Here is a 20,391-nt window from a genome sequence, read left to right on the forward strand (position 1 = left end):
GGCCTGCACCCTGCACAAACGGAGTTTTCAGTGTCCCTTGAGCTCACCGCGGCCCAGTCCGGTGTCTGGTTCGCCCAGCACCTGGACCCGGGACCGGCGTTCACCACGGCGGCCTGCGTCGACATCGACGGCGAGGTCGACCCGGTGGTGTTCGAGCGGGCACTGCGCCGGACGCTGTCCGACGCCGAGGCGCTGCGGGCGCGTTTCACCGGGACGACCGACGACCCGAGGCAGGAGATCGTCGAGCCGGCGTGGAGCCTGACGGTCCTGGCCGAGGAAGGCGACTGGATCCGTGACGACCTGGCCACGCCGATCGACCTCGCGGAAGGGCCGGTCTTCGCCGAGGCGCTGATCCGGCGCGGCCCCGGACGGTGGACCTGGTACCAGCGCTGCCACCACATCGTCATGGACGCGTACACGTCGGCGCTGGTCGCCCAGCGGCTCGCCGCCGTCTACACCGCCATGATGGCCGGGACCGACGTGCCGCCGAGCCCGTTCGGGCGGCTCGCGGACGTGGTGGCCGAGGACGCCGCCTACCGGGCCTCGGACCAGCATGCGGCCGACCGGGAGTTCTGGCGGTCGCACCTCGCCGGGGTGGAAGTGCCGGACCTCGGTTCCGGACCGGTCCGGCCCAGTTCCACCTTCCTGCGCCGCCGGGTGGCGCTGCCGGCCGAGGTCGGGCGTGGTCTCGGCGCGGTCGGCAAGGCGTCCGGCGCCACCCGGGTCGAGGCGGTGCTGGCCGCGACCGCGCTCTACGTGCACCGGCTCACCGGTGCGCCGGAGGCCGTGCTCGGGCTGCCGATGATGAGCCGGCTCGGCTCGGTGGCCGCCCGGGTGCCGGTCACCGCCGTCAATGTTCTTCCGCTGCGGATGCCGGTCGATCCGGGGGACACCGTGACGGAGCTGATCGGCCGGGTCGCCGCCGAGGTCAGGGCGATCCGGCCGCATCAGCGTTACCGGGGCGAGGACATCCGGCGCGATCTGGGGCTGGTCGGCGGTGGCCGGCGGCTGGTCGGGCCGTGGGTGAACATCAAGCCGTTCGGCACGACCCTGAACTTCGCCGGCCACCCGGGCACGCCGCGCTACCTCTCGCCCGGCCCGGTGGACGACCTGTCGATCACCCTGGACGACCGCGGCGGCGACGTCCTCGAGCTGGCCATCGACGCCAACCCGGCCCGCTGGACCGAGGCCGATCTGGACGGGCACACCGAGCGGCTGGCCGCCCTGATCGCCACCTTCGCCGAGACGGACGCGGCCACCCCGACCGGCCGCATCGGGCTGGTCGCGGCTCCCGTCATCGAGGACACGGTGCGGGAACTGCCGGCGGCGGGACTGATCGACCTCTGGCACGAGCAGGTCCGGCGTACGCCCGAAGCGGTTGCCCTGATCGAACCGGATGGCGCGGCAATCGGCTATGCCGACCTCCGGGCCCGCGTGGAAGACCTGGCCGCCGTGCTCGCCGCGCGCGGCGCCGCGCCGGGCGGGATCGTGGCCTGCGGCCTGCCGCGCACCGCCGACCTGCTGATCACACTGCTGGCCGTGCAGCGCACCGGCGCCGCCTACCTGCCGCTCGACCCCGACTTCCCGGCCGACCGGCTGGCCTGGATGCTCGCCGACAGTGCCCCGGCCCTGCTGGTGACCCGGGCCGGCCTGATCAACGCCGACGTGCCGACGCTCGACCTCGACGACGACGACGACGACCGGCCGGCTGCCACCCCCCTGGGGAGCACGACCTACCGGCCGGACGACGCCGCCTACGTGCTCTACACCTCCGGGTCGACCGGGCGGCCCAAGGGCGTCGTGGTCACCCGGGAGAACCTGGTCAACTTCCTGCTCGCGATGCGCGAGGAGGTGCCGCTCGCCGAGGACGACCGGCTCCTCGCGGTCACCACGGTCAGCTTCGACATCTCCGGGCTGGAGCTGTACCTGCCGCTGCTGTGCGGCGCGGCCGTCGTGCTCGCCCCCAAGGCGGCCGTGCAGGACCCGGCCGTGCTCGCGCCGCTCGTCCGGCGCACCGGGACGACCGTGGTGCAGGCGACCCCGACACTGTGGCGGGCGCTTATCGACGTGCCCGGCGGTGCGGCGGCGCTGGCCGGGCTGCGGGTGCTGGTCGGCGGCGAGGCGCTGCCGCCGGAGCTGGCCGCCGAGCTGCGCAAGCAGGCCGCGTCGGTGACCAATCTCTACGGGCCGACCGAGACCACGATCTGGTCCACCGCCTACCTCCTGCGGTGCGACACGGTGACGGTGGGCCATCCGATCGGGAACACCCGCGCCTACGTCCTGGACGCCGCGCTGCGGCCGGTCCCGGACGGTTTCCCGGGCGAGCTCTATCTGGCCGGCGCCGGCGTCGCCCGCGGCTACCTGAACCGTCCCGGTCTCACGGCGTCGCGTTTCGTGGCCGACCCGTGGGCACCGGGGGAGCGGATGTACCGCACCGGCGACCTGGCCCGCCGCCGGCCGGACGGCGCGTTCGAGGTGCTCGGCCGGGTCGACCACCAGGTGAAGCTGCGCGGTTTCCGGATCGAGCTGGGCGAGATCGAGGCCGTCCTCGAGTCCGACCCGGCCGTGCTCCGGGCCGTGGCGATCGTCCGCGAGGACCGGCCCGGCGACCGCCGCCTGGTCGCCTACGTGGTGGGAGCGGACCACGACCTGCGCCGCCGGGCCACCGAGGCACTGCCCGACTACATGGTGCCGTCCGCGATCGTGGTGCTCGACGCGCTGCCCACCACGCCGAACGGCAAGCTCGACCGCAACGCCCTGCCCGCCCCGGACTACGCCGCCGTCGCCCCCGAGGCCGCCCGCACCCCGCAGGAGGAGCTGCTGGCCGGGGTGTTCGCCGAGGTGCTCGGTGTTCCGGCGGTCGGCGTGCGGGACGACTTCTTCGCCCTCGGCGGCCACTCGCTGCTCGCCGCCCGGGTCGCCGCCCGGGTGCGTACCCTGCTCGGCACCGACCTCTCCCTGCGCGACGTCTTCGACGCGCCCACCGTGGCCGCCCTGGCGGCCCGTGTCGCCGCCGCCGCGGCCGGCGGCACCGCCCGCCCACCGCTGGTCCCCGGCGCCGCACCCGGCACCATGTCGGCCGCGCAGCGCCGCATGTGGTTCCTGTCCCAAGTGGACGGACCGAACCCGACCTACCACCTGCCGCTCGCCCTCGACGTGGACGGTCCCCTCGACCTGGGGGTTCTGGAAGAGGCGCTGACCGATCTGGTACTCCGCCACGAGCCGTTGCGCACCGTCTTCCCGTCCCAGGACGGATCACCGCGGCCGACCGTTCTGGAACCACACGTTCGAGTAACTGTCGGCGACGGCGACATCGACGACGCGGTCCGGGAACCGTTCGACATCACCGCCGAGGCGCCGCTGCGGGTCAGCTGGTTCCCCCGGCAGCGCGTGCTGCTGCTGGTCGTGCACCACATCGCCGGCGACGAGTGGTCGCTCACCCCGATGCTCGACGACCTGGCCACCGCCTACGCGGCCCGGCTCTACGGTGACGAACCCGGCTGGCCGCCGCTGCCGGTCCGCTACCCCGACTACGCGGCCTGGCAGGAAACCCTGCCGGTGGACGAGCAACTGGACTTCTGGCGGCAGAACCTGGCCGGCCTCCCCGAGGTCCTGCGTCTGCCCACCGACCGCCACCGCCCGGCCCGCGCCACCGGGACCGGTGGCATGCACACCGTCGGCATCGACCCCGACCTGGAGAACGACCTGCGCCGGCTGGCCCGCGAGCACGGCGTCACGCTGTTCATGACCGTCCAGGCGGCGGTGGCCGCCCTGCTCAGCCGGCTCGGCGCCGGCACCGACATCCCGCTCGGCACCCCGGTGGCCGGCCGCGGCGACGACGCCCTGGAACGCCTGGTCGGCTTCTTCGTCAACACCGTCGTGCTGCGCACCGACGTCTCCGGCGACCCCAGCTTCGCCGCGCTGCTGCAGCGGGTGCGCTCCGCCGACCTGGCCGCGCTCGCCCACCAGGACCTGCCGTTCGAGCGCCTGGTCGAGGACCTCAATCCGCGGCGCTCGCCGGCCCACCACCCGCTCTTCCAGGTGATGGTGTCCTACCAGGCCGCGCTGCCGGCCGTCGCCGGTTTCCCCGGCCTGCGGGTGACGCCGCGGCTGGTGCCGACCGGCACCGCGAAGTTCGACCTGACCTTCGACCTGGCCGAACGCCCGGACGGCCTGGACGCGAGCATCGAATACCGCGCCGACCTGTTCGACCCGGCAACGATCGCGGCGCTGGCCGACCGGCTGCTGCGCCTGCTGCGGGCCGTCGTGGCCCACCCCGAACACGCGATCTCCGCGGTGGACCTGCTGAGCGAGGCCGAACGGGCCGCCGCGGCGTCCGCTTGGCAGGGTGTACGCGACACGACCGACCCCCGAACGCTGGCCCAGCTCTTCGAAGCTCAGGTCGCGGCCGCGCCGTCCGCCGTCGCCGTCGAAGCCGGCGACCGGCTCATGACCTACGCCGAGCTGGACGAGCGCGCCAACCGTCTCGCGCACCGCCTGATCGGCGCCGGTGCCGCCCCCGAGCGCGTGGTGGCGGTGCTGCTGCCCCGCTCCGCCGATCTGCTGGTGGCGCTGCTGGCGGTGACCAAGTCCGGTGGCGCCTACCTGCCGCTGGACCCGAACCATCCGGCCGACCGCCACCGCCTGCAGATCGCCGACGCCGCCCCGGTCCTGCTGGTCACCGACGGACCGTCCGAGTTGGACATCACTCAGGTCGGTGTCGACGAACTCTCCGACGACAGTTCCGCGCCGGTGGTCCCGGCACTTCCGGAACATCCCGCCTACGTCATCTACACCTCCGGGTCGACCGGCCGGCCCAAGGGTGTCGTCGTCCCGCACACCGGCCTGGCCGGTCTGGTCGGCGCCGTCCGGTCGATCTTCGGTGCCGGGCCGGGTTCGCGGGTCGCGCAGTTCGTCTCGCCCGGCGTGGACGTGGCGTTCAGTGAACTGGCCGCCTCCCTACTGTCCGGCGGGACGCTGGTCGTCGTCCCCGAGGACGTGCGGCTGGGAGCCGGTCTGGGCGAGTTCGTCACCGACCGCGGGCTGACCCACGCGGACCTGCCGCCGGCCCTGCTGGCCGCCATGCCGACGTCGGCCATCCCCGAGTCGGTGACCATCACCATCGGCGGCGAGGCGATGGCGGCCGACGAGGTACGCCGCTGGCAGGCCGGCCGCCGCCTGATCAACGCGTACGGCCCGACCGAGGCCACGGTGACCGCGACGACCTGGCCGGCCACCCCCGGCTTCGACACGGTCCTGATCGGCCGCCCCGACCCGAACCGCACCGCTCACGTCCTGGACGAGCGCCTGCGCCCGGTGCCGCCCGGCGTGCCCGGCGAGCTCTACCTGGGCGGCGCCGGCCTCGCCCGGGGTTACCTGGGCCGCCCGGCCCTGACCGCGTCGCGGTTCGTGGCCGACCCGTTCGGCGCGCCCGGCACCCGCCTGTACCGCACCGGCGACCTGGCCCGCCGCACGGCCTCCGGTGACCTGGAGTTCCTCGGCCGCACCGACGACCAGGTGCAGATCCGCGGCTTCCGGGTGGAGCCCGGCGAGGTGGAGGCCGTTCTGGCCGCCCACCCCGGCGTGGCCCGGGCCGCGGTGATCGCCCGGTCCGGCCGCCTGCTCGCCTATGCCGTCCCGCGCACCACCTACGAGCCGTACTCGGCGGTCACGCCCGACGGCCTGCGGGACCACCTGGCCGCCGCGCTGCCCGCGCCCCTGGTGCCGGCCACCGTGCTGCTGCTGGACACCCTGCCGCTGACCGCGAGCGGCAAGGTGGACCGGGCCGCCCTGCCGGCGCCGGCCGTCGCCGCGACCGGCGAGCGACCTGCCTCCGCCGACGAGCGGGTCCTCGCCGGCCTGTTCGCCGGGCTGCTCGGCCTCGACGACGACGCGGTCGGCCGGGACGACGGGTTCTTCGCCCTCGGCGGCGACAGCATCCTCTCCATCCAGCTCGTCTCCCGGGCCCGGGCCGCCGGCCTGCACATCGCGCCACGCCAGGTCTTCGAGCACCAGACGGTCGCCGAGCTGGCCCGGGTCGCCGCAACGGTCGCCGCCGCCGGGCCCCGGGAGTCCGGCGTGGGCCGGATTCCGGAGACCCCGATCGTCGCCTGGCTGCGCGAGCTGGACGCCCCGATCGACCGTTACTCACAGGCACTGCTGCTGCACACCCCCGCCGGCGCCGACGCGGGCCGCATCCAGGCCGTCGTCCAGGCCGCGCTCGCGCCGCACGACCTGCTCCGCGCCCGGCTCGTCACCGAGGACGGCCGGTGGGCCCTCGATGTGCCCGCCGGTGAGCTCGCGCTCGATCTGCGCGTTGTTCAGGTCGGCGCGGAAGACCTTACCGAGCTGGTCGCGGCCGAGCGGGAAGCCGCCGCCGACCGGCTCGACCCGGCCGCCGGAACCATGGTGCAGGCGGTCTGGTTCGACCGGGGCGCCCGGCCGGGACGACTGCTACTCGTCGCCCACCACCTGGTCGTGGACGGCGTCTCGTGGCGCATCCTGGCCGAGGACCTGGCCGCGGCCGCGCGGGGCGAAACGCCGGCGGCGGCCGGCACCTCCTTCCGGGGATGGGCGCTCGGCCTGCACGCGGCCCTGCCGTCCCGGGACGCCGAGCGTCCGCTGTGGGAGCGGACCCTGGCCGGCGCGGGCGGTGCCGGCGCTGCGGGCGGTACCGACGCGGCGGGCGGCGCGGCTGAGCGCTATCCCGCCGGGACGCTGCGGCGGATCACCGTGACCGTCGACTCCGCGGTCACCGGGCCGCTGCTCACCACCGTGCCGGAGACGTTCCGGGCCGGCGTGCAGGACGTACTGCTGGCGGGTCTGGCCCTGGCCCTGTCCCGGCGGATCGGCAGCCACGCCGAACCGCTCATCGGGCTCGAGGGCCACGGCCGCGAGGAGCAGGTCGTGCCGGGCGCCGACCTGGTCCGGACCGTCGGCTGGTTCACCAGCGAATACCCGGTCCGGCTGCCGGCCGCGGCGGGCGGGTCGGCCGCGGTGGTGCGCGGGGTCAAGGAGCGGCTGCGGCAGGTGCCGGACGGCGGCCTCGGCTACGGTCTGCTGCACCACCTCGGTGATCTGGCCGGTGCCGCGCCCGAGGTGCTGTTCAACTACCTGGGCCGGTTCGGCGGGGCCGCGGCCGACACCGACTGGGGGATCGCGGGCGAACTCCCGGCCGTGCACGCCACCGCCGACCCGCGGATGCCGGTGCGGCACCGGCTCGCGGTCAACGCCTCCACGGTGGACGGTGCTGACGGGCCGGTGCTGCGGGCCGAGTTCAGCTACCCGGCCGGGGCGATCGGGGACGCCGAGGTGCGGCGCATCGCCGATGACTGGCTGGCCGCCCTGGTCGCGCTGCTGGCCGCCGCCACCGAGCCGGGTGCGGGGGCGCTCACCCCGTCGGACGTACCCCTCTCCGGTCTGGGATCCGAGGAGCTCGCCGCGCTCGACCCCGGCCTGGTCGACGTGCTGCCGCTGTCGCCGCTGCAGGAGGGCCTGTTCTACCTGGCCGGCCGGGACGAGGGCACCGACGTCTACACCGTGCAGCAGGTCTTCACGCTGACCGGTGACGTCGATGCCGGACGGCTGCGGGCCGCCGCCGCGGCGCTGCTCGACCGCTACCCGAACCTGCGGGGCGGCTTCGTGCGCACCGACTCGGGGACGGCCGTGCAGGTCATCCCGGCCAGCGCCGAGGTGCCGTTCGACGAGGTGACCGTCGCGCCGGGCGAGCTCGACGCGCTCGTCGCGGCCGAGCGGCACCGCCGATTCGACCTGGCCGCGCCGCCGCTGCTGCGGTTCGTGCTGGCCCGGGTCGGCGCGGGCGACTTCCGGCTCGTGCTCACCCAGCACCACCTGCTGATGGACGGCTGGTCCGGCCCGCTCGCCATGCGTGACCTGTTCGCCGCGTACGCGGGCGCCGACACCCCGGCGCCGCGGCCGTTCACCGACTATCTGGCCTGGCTCGCCGCGCAGGACGCCACCGCCGGTGAGACCGCGTGGCGCGACGCACTATCTGGAGTGGACGAACCGACCCTGGTAGCGCCGGGCGCGCCGGCCGTGGCCGCGCTGCCGAGGGTCGCCGAGATCGTGCTGTCCCCGGCCGGGACCGACCGGCTCACCGCCGCCGCCCGCCGGCACGGGCTCACCCTCAACACCGTCGTGCAGGGCGCCTGGGCGCTGCTGCTGTCCGCCATGACCGGCCGCGACGACGTCGTGTTCGGGGCGACCGTGTCCGGCCGACCGGCCGGGCTGCCCGGGGTCGAGGACATGGTCGGCCTGTTCATCAACACCGTGCCGGTCCGGGTGCGGCTGCGGCCGTCCGAGACCTGGACCGAGTTCCTGCGCCGGGTGCAGGGCGAGCAGGCCGCGCTGCTCGACCACCAGCACCTCGGCCTGGCCGCGATCCAGCGGCTCACCGGCGTCGGCGACCTGTTCGACACGCTCACCGTCTTCGAGAGCTACCCGGCCACGGCCGGCCTCCCGGCACTGCCCGGCCTGCAGGTCAGCGGCGGCATCCCGGTGGACGCCACGCACTATCCGCTGAGCCTCGTCGTGGTCCCGCACGCCGCGCTGCGGCTGCGCCTGGAACACCGGCCCGACCTGTACGACACGAGCGCCGCCACCGCCATCCTGGACCGATTCCGCGACCTGCTGGACGCGTTCGTGACCGCCCCGGACACCGCGATGGTGCGGGTTCGCCCGGCCGGCACGCCGGCGCCCGGCGAGTCGGCCATGGACGTTCCGCGGGGCACGCTGCTCGACGCGTTCGACGACACCGCGCGGCGGATGCCGTCCGCCGTGGCGGTGCGGTTCGGCGCCGACTCGCTCACCTACGCCGAGCTGTCGGCGCGGGTCGACGAGCTGGCCCGCGTGCTGGTGTCGGCCGGGGCCGGCCCGGAGAAGGTGGTCGCTGTCCTGCTGCCGCGCACCACCGACGCGATCGTGGCCTGGCTGGCCGCGTTGCGTTCCGGCGGCATCTACCTGCCGATCGACGTCGACTACCCGCCCGACCGCATCGAGTACCTGCTGACCGACGCCGCCCCCGCGATGGTGGTGACCCCGGAGCTGCTCCAGCGTCTTGCCGGCGCGGACCCCCGGGACGCCGCGCCCGTCCGGCCGCCGATCGCGCCGCGCTCCGGCGCCTACCTGATCTACACCTCGGGTTCGACCGGGCGGCCCAAGGGCGTGGTCGTCGAGCACGCCAGCCTGATGAACCTGTTCCACCACCACCGGGAGCGGCTCATCACGCCGGTCACCCGCGGTCGGCGGATCCGGGCCGCGCTGTCCGCCGCCCTGGTCTTCGACACCTCCTGGGAGGGCCTGCTCTGGCTCGTCGCCGGGCATGAGCTGCACCTGCTCGACGACGAGACCCGGCGTGACCCGGCGCTGTTCGCCGGCTACGTCGACCGGCACCGGATCGACTTCCTCGACGTCACGCCGTCGCTGGCCGGGCCGCTCGTGGACGCCGGACTGCTGACCGGCGCGCACCGGCCGGCCACGGTCGCGCTCGGCGGCGAGGCCGCGGATCCGCGGATCTGGCAGGCGCTGCGGGACGCCGACGGGGTCACCGGGGTGAACCTCTACGGGCCGACCGAGTGCACTGTGGACACCCTGATGGCGTGGGTCGCCGACAGTGAGTTGCCGTCGGTGGGGCGGCCGATCGGCAACACCCGCGCCTACGTTCTGGACGGCTGGCTGCGGCCGGTGCCGGACGGTGTCGCCGGCGAGCTCTATCTTTCCGGCGCCCAGCTCGGCCGCGGCTATCTCGACCGGGCCGGGCTGACCGCTACCCGGTTCGTCGCCGACCCGTTCCGGGCCGGGGAACGCATGTACCGCACCGGCGACGTCGCCCGGTGGACCGCCGACGGCACCCTCGAATTCGTCGGACGGGCCGACGACCAGGTCAAGATCCGTGGTTTCCGGGTCGAGCCCGGTGAGGTGGCCGCGGTCCTGGCCGAACACCCGGACGTGCGGCAGGTCGCGGTGGTGCCCCGCGAGGGACGCCTGGTGGCGTACGTCATCGGACGGACCGACCTGCGGGAGTGGGCCGCCGAGCGGCTTCCCGATCACCTCGTCCCCGCCGTTTTCGTCGGTCTCGACGCGCTGCCGATGACCGTGGCCGGGAAGCTGGACCGGCGTGCCCTGCCCGAACCGGACTTCGCCGGAATCGCCGGCGGGACCGCACCGCGCACCCCCACCGAGGAGATCCTCTGTGGACTGTTCGCCGAGGTCCTCGGCCTTCCGGCGGCCGGGGCGTCGGACGACTTCTTCGCGCTCGGCGGGCATTCGCTGACCGCCACCGCCCTCGCGGCCCGCGCCCGCGCCGTCTTCGGTGTCACGCTGCCGATCCGGGTCGTCTTCGACGCGCCCACCCCGGCCGCGCTCGGCGCCCACCTGGACCGGGCCGGCACCGAGGCGGCCGGGCCGTCGCTGGTGGTGGCCGAGCGGCCGGATCCGTTGCCGGTGGCGCCGGCGCAGCACCGGCTGTGGCTGCACCACCAGCTCAACGGGCCGGGCCCGACCTACAACGTGGCGTTCGCGCTGCGGCTGGACGGTCCGCTCGACGAGGCCGCGCTGACCGCCGCCCTCGACGACGTGGTGGAGCGGCACGAGAGCCTGCGCACGGTGTTCCCGGCCGTCGACGGCAACCCGGTGCAACACATCCTCGCGAGGCCGGAAATCGTCTGGCAGCGCGGCGAATTCAGCGAGCCGGCCCTGGTCGAGGCCGCCGGATACGGCTTCGACCTGGCGTCCGAACCGCTGCTGCGGCCGCACCTGTTCACCGCCGGGCCGGACCGGCATGTGCTGCTGCTTCTGCTGCACCACATCGTCACCGACGAGTGGTCCGAGGGGCGGCTCATCGCCGACCTCGGCGCCGCCTACGCCGCCCGCACGCGCGGCGCGGCGCCGGACTGGGAGCCGCTGCCGGTGCAGTACGCCGACTACGCGCTCTGGCAGCGCGAACTGCTCGACGGCGTGCAGGACGCGCAGCTGGAGTTCTGGCGCACCACCCTCGACGGCATCCCGGCCGAGCTCGCCCTGCCCGCCGACCGGCCACGGCCGGCGATGCCGTCGCACCGCGGCGGCATCGTGCCGTTCGAGATCGGCGCCGGCACCCACCGGCGGGTGCGGGAGCTGACCCGGCGGACCGGCAGCACCGCGTTCATGGTGGTGCAGGCGGCGCTGTCGGCGCTGCTGTCCCGGCTCGGGGCGGGCACCGACATCCCGCTCGGCAGCCCGGTCGCCGGCCGGGGCGACCAGCGGCTCGACGCGCTGGCCGGGTTCTTCGTCAACACCCTCGTGCTGCGCGCCGACCTCGGCGGGGACCCGTCGTTCGGCGACCTCGTCGGGCGGGTGCGGCGGGCCGACCTGGCCGCGTTCGGTCATGCCGACGTGCCGTTCGACCGGGTCGTGGAGGCGGTCAACCCGGAGCGGTCGTTCGGGCGGAACCCGCTCTTCCAGGTGATGGTCGCGTTCCAGCACGTTCCGGCATCCGTCCCCGGGTTGCCGGGGCTGGACACCGCGCCGCTGCCGATCGACACCGGGGTCGCGCAGTTCGACCTCGGCGTGGTCGTCACCGAGGAGGAGGGTGTCGACGGGATGCGCGGCGTCATCGAGTACAGCGCCGACCTGTTCGACCCGGCCTCCGCCGCGGAGATGGCCGCCCGTTTCGTTCGGCTGCTGGAGTCGGCCGTCACCGTCCCGGCGCGGCGGCTGTCCGAGCTGGAGATCCTCACCGACGGAGAACGGCGAGCGCTGGAGTCGGACTGGCAGGGGAAGCGTTCCGCAACCGAGCCGCGCACCCTTCCGGAACTCTTCGCCGCGCACTCCGCATCGCAGGCCGTGGCGATCCAGGACGGCCCGCACCGGATCACCTACGTCGACCTCGACCGGTGGACCAACCGGTTCGCCCGGCGCCTGATCCGGGCCGGCGTCGGCCCTGACCGGCTCGTCATGGTGCTGCTGCCCCGCTCGGCCGACCTGTTCGCCACCGAGCTGGCGATCAGCAAGGCCGGCGGCGCCTACCTGCCGGTCGACCCGTCCTACCCGGCCGAGCGGGTCGCCGCCCTGGCCGCCGACGCCCAACCGGTGCTGGTCGTCGCCCACCCGGGCACGGCCGGCCTCCCGCCCGGAATCCCGGTCCTGGCGCCCACCGACCTGGACGACGACGACAGCGCCGTCACCGTCCCGCTGCGCCCCGAGCACGCCGCCTACGTCATCTACACCTCCGGATCGACCGGCCGGCCCAAGGGTGTCGTCGTGCCGCACGCCGGCCTCGCCGACCTGGCCGACACGTTCGCCGAGACCTGGCGGGCCGGCCCCGGCGACCGGATCGCCCAGTTCGCCTCGCCCAGCTTCGACGTCACCGTCGCCGAGCTGGCCGTGAGCGTCCTGCGCGGTGCCACCATGGTGATCGCCCCGGAGGAGTCCCGGCTCGGCGACGCGTTCGCCGCGTTCGTGCGGGACGAGGCGGTCACCCACTTCGCCCTGCCGCCGGCCGCGCTCGGCGCCCTCCCGTCCGGTGTGGTGCCGGCCGGCGTGACCGTGGTGGTCGGCGCCGACCGCTGCCCGCCCGAGCTGGTCGACCGCTGGACCGCCACCAACCGCATGATCAACGCGTACGGCCCGACCGAGGCCACCGTCAACTCGACCTTCTGGGAGTGTGTCGGCGGCGGCCCGGTGCTGATCGGCGGCCCGGACCGGAACAAGACCGCGTACGTCCTGGACGGCTCGCTGCGCCCGGTGCCGCCCGGCGTGCCGGGCGAGCTGTACCTGGCCGGTTCCGGCCTCGCCCGCGGCTACCTGGGCCGCTCGGCGCTGACCGCGGAACGGTTCGTCGCCGACCCGTTCCAGGCCGGCCGACGCATGTACCGCACCGGCGACCTGGTCCGCTGGACCCGCGACGGCCAGATCGAGTTCCTCGGCCGGGCCGACGACCAGGTGAAGATCCGCGGCTTCCGGATCGAGCCCGGCGAGGTGGCCGCCGCCCTCGACGAGCACCCCGCCGTGCGCAACGCCTACGTCCTGGCCAAGGACAGCCGCCTGATCGGGTACGCCGAGGGCACCGCCGACCCGGCCGAGGTGCGCGCGTGGGTCGCCCGGCGCCTCCCCGAATATCTGGTACCGGCGGCCGTCGTCATGCTGGCCGAGCTGCCCCGCACGGTCGGCGGCAAGGTGGACCGCAACGCCCTGCCCGAGCCGGTCGTCGAGCGCGACGTCGAACGCCCGGCCACCGTCCTGCAGGAACTCCTCGCGACCCTGTTCGCCGAGGTCCTCGGCCTCGACGAGGTCGGCGTCGAGGAGGGGTTCTTCGCCCTCGGCGGCGACAGCATCGTCGCCCTGCAGCTGGTGTCGCGGGCCCGGGCGGCCGGTCTCGACCTCGGCGCCCGCCAGGTGTTCGAGCACCAGACGGTCGCCGCCCTGGCCCGGGTCGTGACCACAGCCGGCGGCGCGGTCCGCGAACCGGCCGGCGCCGGCCTCGGCGAGGTGCCGCTCACCCCGATCCAGGCGTGGCTGCGCGACCAGCACGCCCCGATCGACACGTTCGCCCAGTCGTTGCTGCTGCGCGTGCCCGCGACGCTGACCCGCGAGCGGCTGGCCACCCTGCTGCAGGCCGTGCTGGACCGGCACGACGCCCTGCGCGCCCGCTGGACGGCCGACGGCCTGGTGGTCCCCGCGCCGGGCGCGGTCATCGCGGCGGACATCGTCACGATCGGCGAGAAAGACCTGGATCAAGAACACCAGTCCGCCGTACGCCGTCTCGCGCCGACCGAGGGCCGCATGATCGAGGCCGTCCTGTTCGACGGCGGCCGCCTGCTGCTGGTCGGCCACCACCTGGCCGTCGACGGCGTCTCCTGGCGCATCATCGCCGGTGACCTGGCCACCGCCTGGCAGGGCACCGAGCTGCCACCGGTCGGCACGTCCCTGCGCACCTGGGCCCGCGGCCTGACCGCCACCGCCCGCGCCCGCGCGGCCGAGCTGCCGTTCTGGCAGTCGATCCTGACCGGTCCGTCGGCCGCGACCGGCGTGCCGCTCGGCTCCCGGCGGGTCGGCGGTGACACGGTCGCGGCGCTCCGGCAGCACACCGTGCGGCTGACGGTGGAGCAGACGCAGCCGCTGCTGACCGCGGTGCCCGAGGCGTTCCACGCGGGCGTGCAGGACGTACTCCTCACCGGTCTTGCCCTGGCCGTGCGGGCCTGGCGGCCGGCCGCGACCCGCGACGGCCTCCTGCTTCGCCTGGAGGGGCACGGCCGCGAGGAGCACCTCGTTCCGGGCAGCGACCTCACCCGGACGGTCGGCTGGTTCACCACCGAGTTCCCGGTGCGGATCGACTCGGGCGGCGACGACCCGGCCGCGGCCCTCAAACGAGTCAAGGAGCAACTGCGGGCGGTGCCGGACGCCGGCGCCGGCTACGGCCTGCTGCGCTACCTCAACCCCGAGACCGCCCCGGTCCTGGCCGCCGCCGCCCAGCCGGAGATCCTCTTCAACTACCTGGGCCGGCTGGCCGCGGCCGAGGCCGATGGCGCTGCGACGTGGGTTGCCGCCGCCGAGAACGACGGGCTCGGGGACGGGCTCGACCCGGCCTTCCCGGTCGCGCACGCCCTGGAGATCAACGCGGCGACCGCCGACCTGCCGGGCGGCCCGGAGCTGGACATTCGGCTCTCCTATGTGGACGGCGTTTTCACCGCGGCCGACATCACCGAGCTGGGCGAGCGCTGGGCCGAGGCCCTCGACCGGCTGCGCGCCGCCGCGACCGGCGGTGGCGGCCACACCCCATCCGACCTTCTGGTGTCGCTGAGCCAGGACGAGATCGACGAGTTCGAAGACGAGTGGAGGCTCTTGTGACCACGCCGGGCGGACTGCAGGACATCCTGCCCCTGTCGCCGCTGCAGGAGGGTCTCTACTTCCTGTCCGCCTACGCGGACAGCGGCCCCGACGTGTACGTCGTGCAGCAGATCCTCACCCTGGACGGCGACCTCGACCCGGCGCGGCTGCGCTCGGCCGCGCAGTCGCTGATGGACCGGCACGCCAACCTGCGGGCCGCGTTCCGGCCGCGCAAGGCCGGTCAGCCGGTGCAGCTGATCCCGGCGTCGCTGCCGGTGGACTGGACGTCGATCGACCTGACCGACCGCCCGCAGGACGCGGACGCGGTGGCCGACGAGGCCCGGCGCAAGCCGTTCGACCTGGCCCGCCCGCCGCTGCTGCGCTGGACCCTGATCCGGCTCGGCGCCGACCGGCACCGCCTGGTGCTGACCAGCCACCACATCCTGCTCGACGGCTGGTCGGCGCCGCTGCTGGTGCGCGACCTGCTGCTGTCCTACGCGGGCCGGCCGCTGCCGAAGGTGCGCCCCTACAAGGAGTACCTCGGCTGGGTGGCCCGGCAGGACCGGGACGCGAGCGAGAAGGCCTGGCGGGACGCCCTCGCCGGGATCGAGGAGCCGACCGTTCTGGGCTCCGGCGACCAGGCTTCGGCAACCCCGGCGGCCATCGAGCACATCGTCGACGCCGGAGTTCTGGCCGAGGCGGCCCGGGCGAAGGGCCTCACGCTCAACACCGTCGTGCAAGGGTGCTGGGCGCTGGTGCTCGGGGAGCTGACCGGCCGCGACGACATCGTCTTCGGCAGCACCGTCTCCGGCCGCCCCGCGACCCTGCCCGGCGCCGAGGACATGGTCGGCCTGTTCATCAACACGGTTCCGGTGCGGGTGCGCCCGCGGCGGGCCGACACCTGGGCCGGATACCTGACCCGCGTGCAGGCCGAGCAGGCCGCGCTCCTCGACCACCAGCACGTCGGGCTGGCCACCATCCAGCGGCTCGGCGGCATCGGCCCGCTCTTCGACACGCTGCTGGTCTTCGAGAGCTACCCGCTCGACGCCGACGGCCTGCGCGCCCTCGAGGACGCGGCCGGCCTGCGCCTGGCCGAGGTGACCGGCCACGACGCCACCCACTACCCGCTCACCCTGACGGTCGTGCCGGGGGAGAGGCTGACGCTGGGCGCCGAGTACCGCGCCGACGTCATCTCCCGCACCCGCGCCGAAAGCATCCTCCACCGCCTCGAACAGCTGCTTGCCGCGTTCGCCGCCGACCCGGACGGCTGCCTCGCGTCACTTCCGCCGGCCGGGCCTCGGCCGGAGCCCGACACAGCCCTGGTGGTGCCGCCCGGCACGCTCCTCGACGAATTCGACGCGACCGTGCGACGCCTGCCGCAGGCGGTCGCCCTGCGCTTCGGTTCGACGTTCTTGACGTACGCCGATCTGGCCGCCCGGGTCGACCGCCTGGCCCCCGTGCTCCGCGCCCACGGCGCCGGCCCGGAGAAGGTGGTGGCGGTCCTCCTGCCCCGCACCGCCGACGCCGTGGTGGCCTGGCTGGCCGCCCTGCGCTCGGGCGGCATCTACCTGCCGATCGACCCGGACTACCCGGCCGACCGCATCGACTACCTGCTGGCCGACGCCGCCCCCGCCGTGGTCGTGACGCCCGAGCTCGTCGCATCGTCGGTGGCCGCGGAGCCGGCACCGGTCGATCCGTCGCCCGGCCACGGCGCCTACCTGATCTACACCTCGGGGTCGACCGGGCGGCCCAAGGGCGTGGTCGTCGAGCACGCGAGCCTGATGAACCTGTTCCACCACCACCGCGAGCGGCTCATCGTGCCCACCGCGGCCGGGCGGCGGGTCCGGGTGGCGCTGTCCGCGGCCCTGGTCTTCGACACCTCGTGGGAGGGCATGCTCTGGCTCGTCGCCGGGCACGAGCTGCACCTGCTCGACGACGAGACGCGCCGCGACGCCGACCTGTTCGTCGCCTACGTGGCGGCACACGGCATCGACGTGCTCGACGTGGCGCCCTCGCTCGGTCAGGAACTCGTGCACGCGGGCCTGCTCGACAGCGCTCCCGCCCTCGTGATGCTGGGCGGCGAGGCGGCCGGTCCGGCGCTGTGGGAAGCCCTGCGGGCGGCCGGCGGGGTCACCGGGGTGAACCTCTACGGGCCGACCGAGTGCACTGTGGACACCCTGATGGCGTGGGTCGCCGACAGCGAGTTGCCGTCGGTGGGGCGGCCGATCGGCAACACCCGCGCCTACGTTCTGGACGGCTGGCTGCGGCCGGTGCCGGACGGTGTCGCGGGCGAGCTGTATCTGTCCGGCGCGCAGCTGGGCCGCGGTTACCTGAACCGGCCCGGTCTGACCGCGGCACGGTTCGTCGCCGACCCGTTCCGGGCCGGGGAACGCATGTACCGCACCGGCGACGTGGTCCGGTGGACCGTGGACGGGACGCTCGATTTCGTCGGGCGGTCCGACGACCAGGTCAAGATCCGTGGTTTCCGGGTCGAGCCCGGTGAGGTGGCCGCGGCTCTGGCCGAACACCCGGACGTGCGCCAGGCCTTCGTGCTGCCCCGCGAGGGACGCCTGGTGGCGTACGTCATCGGCGAAGCCCCCGGCCTGCGCGAGTGGGCCGCCGAGCGGCTTCCCGACCACCTCGTCCCCGCCGCCGTGGTCACCCTCGACCGGTTCCCGGTCACCGTGGCCGGGAAGGTGGACCGGCGGGCCCTGCCGGCGCCCGATTTCGGGGCGCTCACCGGCGACGCCGCGCCGCGCACGCCGGCTGAGGAGATTCTCGCGGGCCTGTTCGCCGAGGTGCTGGGCCTGCCCGCGGTCGGCGTGGAGGACAGTTTCTTCACCCTCGGCGGCGACAGCATCGTGTCGCTTCAACTCGTCGCCCGCGCCCGCGCGGCCGGGCTGCGCATCACGCCGCGGCAGATCTTCGAGCTGCGCACGGTGGCCGCGCTCGCCTCCGCCGCCGCGCCGGTCACCGAGACCCGGGCGGTCGCGCCGGTCGGCGCCGCCCTGGGCGACGTGCCGCTCACCCCGGCCCTCGCCTGGCTGCGCGACGCCGGCCCGTCGGCCGCCTACCGCCAGAGCATGGTGCTGCGCGCGCCCGAGGGGCTCACCCTCGACCGGCTGCACGCGGTGGTGCAGGCGCTGCTCGACCGGCACGACCTGCTGCGCGCCCGCTGGACCGGCACGGGCCTCACGGTGCCGCCGCCCGGCTCGCTCGCCGCCGAGGACGTGGTGGTGCGCGCCGATCCCCGGCTGCGGGCAGCCGACGGGGTGCCGATCCAGGTGGTCTGGGACGGCTCGGACGAGGTGGTTCTCGTCGTCCATCACAGCGTGGTGGACGGGGTGTCGTGGCGGATTCTGCTGCCCGACCTGGTCGCCGCGTGGGGTGACGTGATCGCGGGACGGACTCCGGCGCCGGCGGCCGTGGCGACGTCGTTCCGGGAATGGGCCACCGGCCTCGTCACCGCGGCCGCCGACTCCGCGCAGGCGCCCTACTGGCTGGGGGTTCTCGCCGGCGAGGAGGCACCGCCGCTCGGTGCGCGCCGGGTCGACCCGGCCCGCGACACCGTGGCCACCGCCCGGACCGTAACCGTCGCCCTCGACGCCGCCCGGACCGCGCCGCTGATCGGGGACGTGCCGGCCGCCTTCCACGCGGCCGTGCCGGACGTGCTGCTCACCGGCCTGGCCCTCGCGGTCGGGCGGGACAGCCTGCTGGTCGAGCTGGAGGGTCACGGTCGCGAGGAGTCGCTCGTGCCGGGCGTCGACCTGTCCCGGACCGTCGGCTGGTTCACCACCGAATACCCGGTGCGGCTCACGCCGGGCGCCGACGGCCCGGCCGCCGCGCTCAAGCGGATCAAGGAGCAGCTGCGGGCGGTTCCCGAGAACGGCGCCCGGTTCGGACTGCTGCGCTATCTCAACCCGGCGACCGGGCCGGTGCTCGCGGTCCGCCCGGAACCGGAGATCGTCCTCAACTACCTGGGCCGTTTCGACTCGGCGGCCACCGCCGAGAACGGCGACTGGGCCTCGATCGGCGGGCTCGGCGGGGACGCCGACCCGGACATGCCGCTCACCCGCGCACTGGAGATCAACGCCTCGGTGCTGGACGGCTCGCTGACCGTTTCGCTGACCTACCCCGAGGGTGTGTTCACCGAGGACGACGTGCGGTCGCTGGCCGGGGACTGGTTCGCGGCCCTGGCCGGCCTGGTCGGCGAGACCGGTGGGCGCACGCCGTCCGACCTGCTGCTTCCCGGCGTCGGCCAGGCCGAGATCGGGGCCCTCGAAGCGAGGCCCGGCGGTCTCGAGGACGTCTGGCCGCTGACCCCGCTGCAGGAGGGGCTCGTCTTCCTCGCGGCGCTGGCCGACGACGTCGACCCGTACGTCGTGCAGCAGGTCCTCGACCTCGACGGGCCGCTCGACCCGGACCGGCTCCGGGCCGCCGGGCAGGCGCTGCTCGACCGGCATCCGGCCCTGCGGGTCTGCTTCCCGGCCGGGCCCGGCGGCGTCCTGCGGCAGGTCGTGCCGGCCCACGCGACGCTGCCGTTCACGGTGGCGGACGGCGACTTCGACGAGATCGCCGCCGCCGACCGGCACACTCCGTTCGACCTGACCACCGCGCCGCTGCTGCGGCTCACCCTGGTGCCGGCCGGCCCGGACCGGCACCGGCTGATCCTCACCAACCACCACGTGCTGCTCGACGGCTGGTCCACGCCGCTCGCCGTACGAGAGATGTTCGACCTCTACAACGGACGGACACTGCCCGCGCCCCGCCCGTACCGGGATTATCTGCGCTGGTTGCAGCGCGCCGACCGGGACGCCGCCGGGCGCGCCTGGCGGGCCGGCCTGGCCGGCCTGGAACAGCCCACGCTGGTCGCGCCGGACGCCGGCGCGGTGCTGGACGAGCGGCCCGGCAAGCTGGAACGTTCGCTGCCGCGCGTGGTCACCGAACGTCTCACCGCGCTGGCCCGGGACCGGCAGGTCACCCTCAACACCGTGGTGCAGGCCGCCTGGGCGGTGCTCCTGTCGCACCTCACCGGCCGCACCGACGTCGTCTTCGGCACCACCGTCTCCGGTCGCCCGGCCCAGGTCGCCGGGGTCGAGGACATGATCGGTTTCTTCATCAACACCCTTCCGGTACGGGTACGGCTGGACCCGGCGCAGAGCTGGACGGGTCTGCTCTCCCGCCTGCACGCATCGCAGGCGGCGCTGCTCGACCACCAGCACCTGCCGCTGACCGAGGTGCAGCGGATCGGCGGGATCGGCGAGCTGTTCGACACGCTCACCATCTTCGAGAGCTACCCGCTCGACACCGGCGCCCTGCACTCCGCCACCGGCGCGGCCGGCCTGCGGATGACCGACGTGACCGGCGACGACGCCCCGCACTACCCGCTCACCCTGGCGGTGGCGCCGGACGAGCGGCTGCGGCTCGGCCTCGCCTACCGCACCGACGTGTTCTCGCCCGCCGCCGCCGAGGAGATCCTGGACCGCTTCGGCGCGCTGCTCGCCGATCTGGCCGCCGCCCCGGACCGGCCGGTCGGCCGGGCCCTGCCCGCACCGGCCCAGCCCGCGG

Annotated in this window: 1 protein-coding gene and 1 pseudogene; both read left to right on the forward strand. The window is 74.9% G+C overall.

What is annotated here, in order from left to right; translation table 11 throughout:
• Positions 1-30: 30 nt before the first annotated feature.
• Complete coding sequence (locus tag Ato02nite_RS04815; protein ID WP_213005134.1) at positions 31-14,844, forward strand: non-ribosomal peptide synthetase; 14,814 nt, start codon at positions 31-33, stop codon at positions 14,842-14,844.
• A pseudogene (locus Ato02nite_RS53185) lies at positions 14,841-20,351 on the forward strand (amino acid adenylation domain-containing protein); the annotation flags it as partial. The gene Ato02nite_RS04815 and the pseudogene Ato02nite_RS53185, both read left to right, overlap by 4 nt.
• Positions 20,352-20,391 lie beyond the last annotated feature (40 nt).

Source organism: Paractinoplanes toevensis (assembly GCF_018332695.1).
GTDB classification, from domain to species: Bacteria; Actinomycetota; Actinomycetes; order Mycobacteriales; family Micromonosporaceae; genus Actinoplanes; species Actinoplanes toevensis.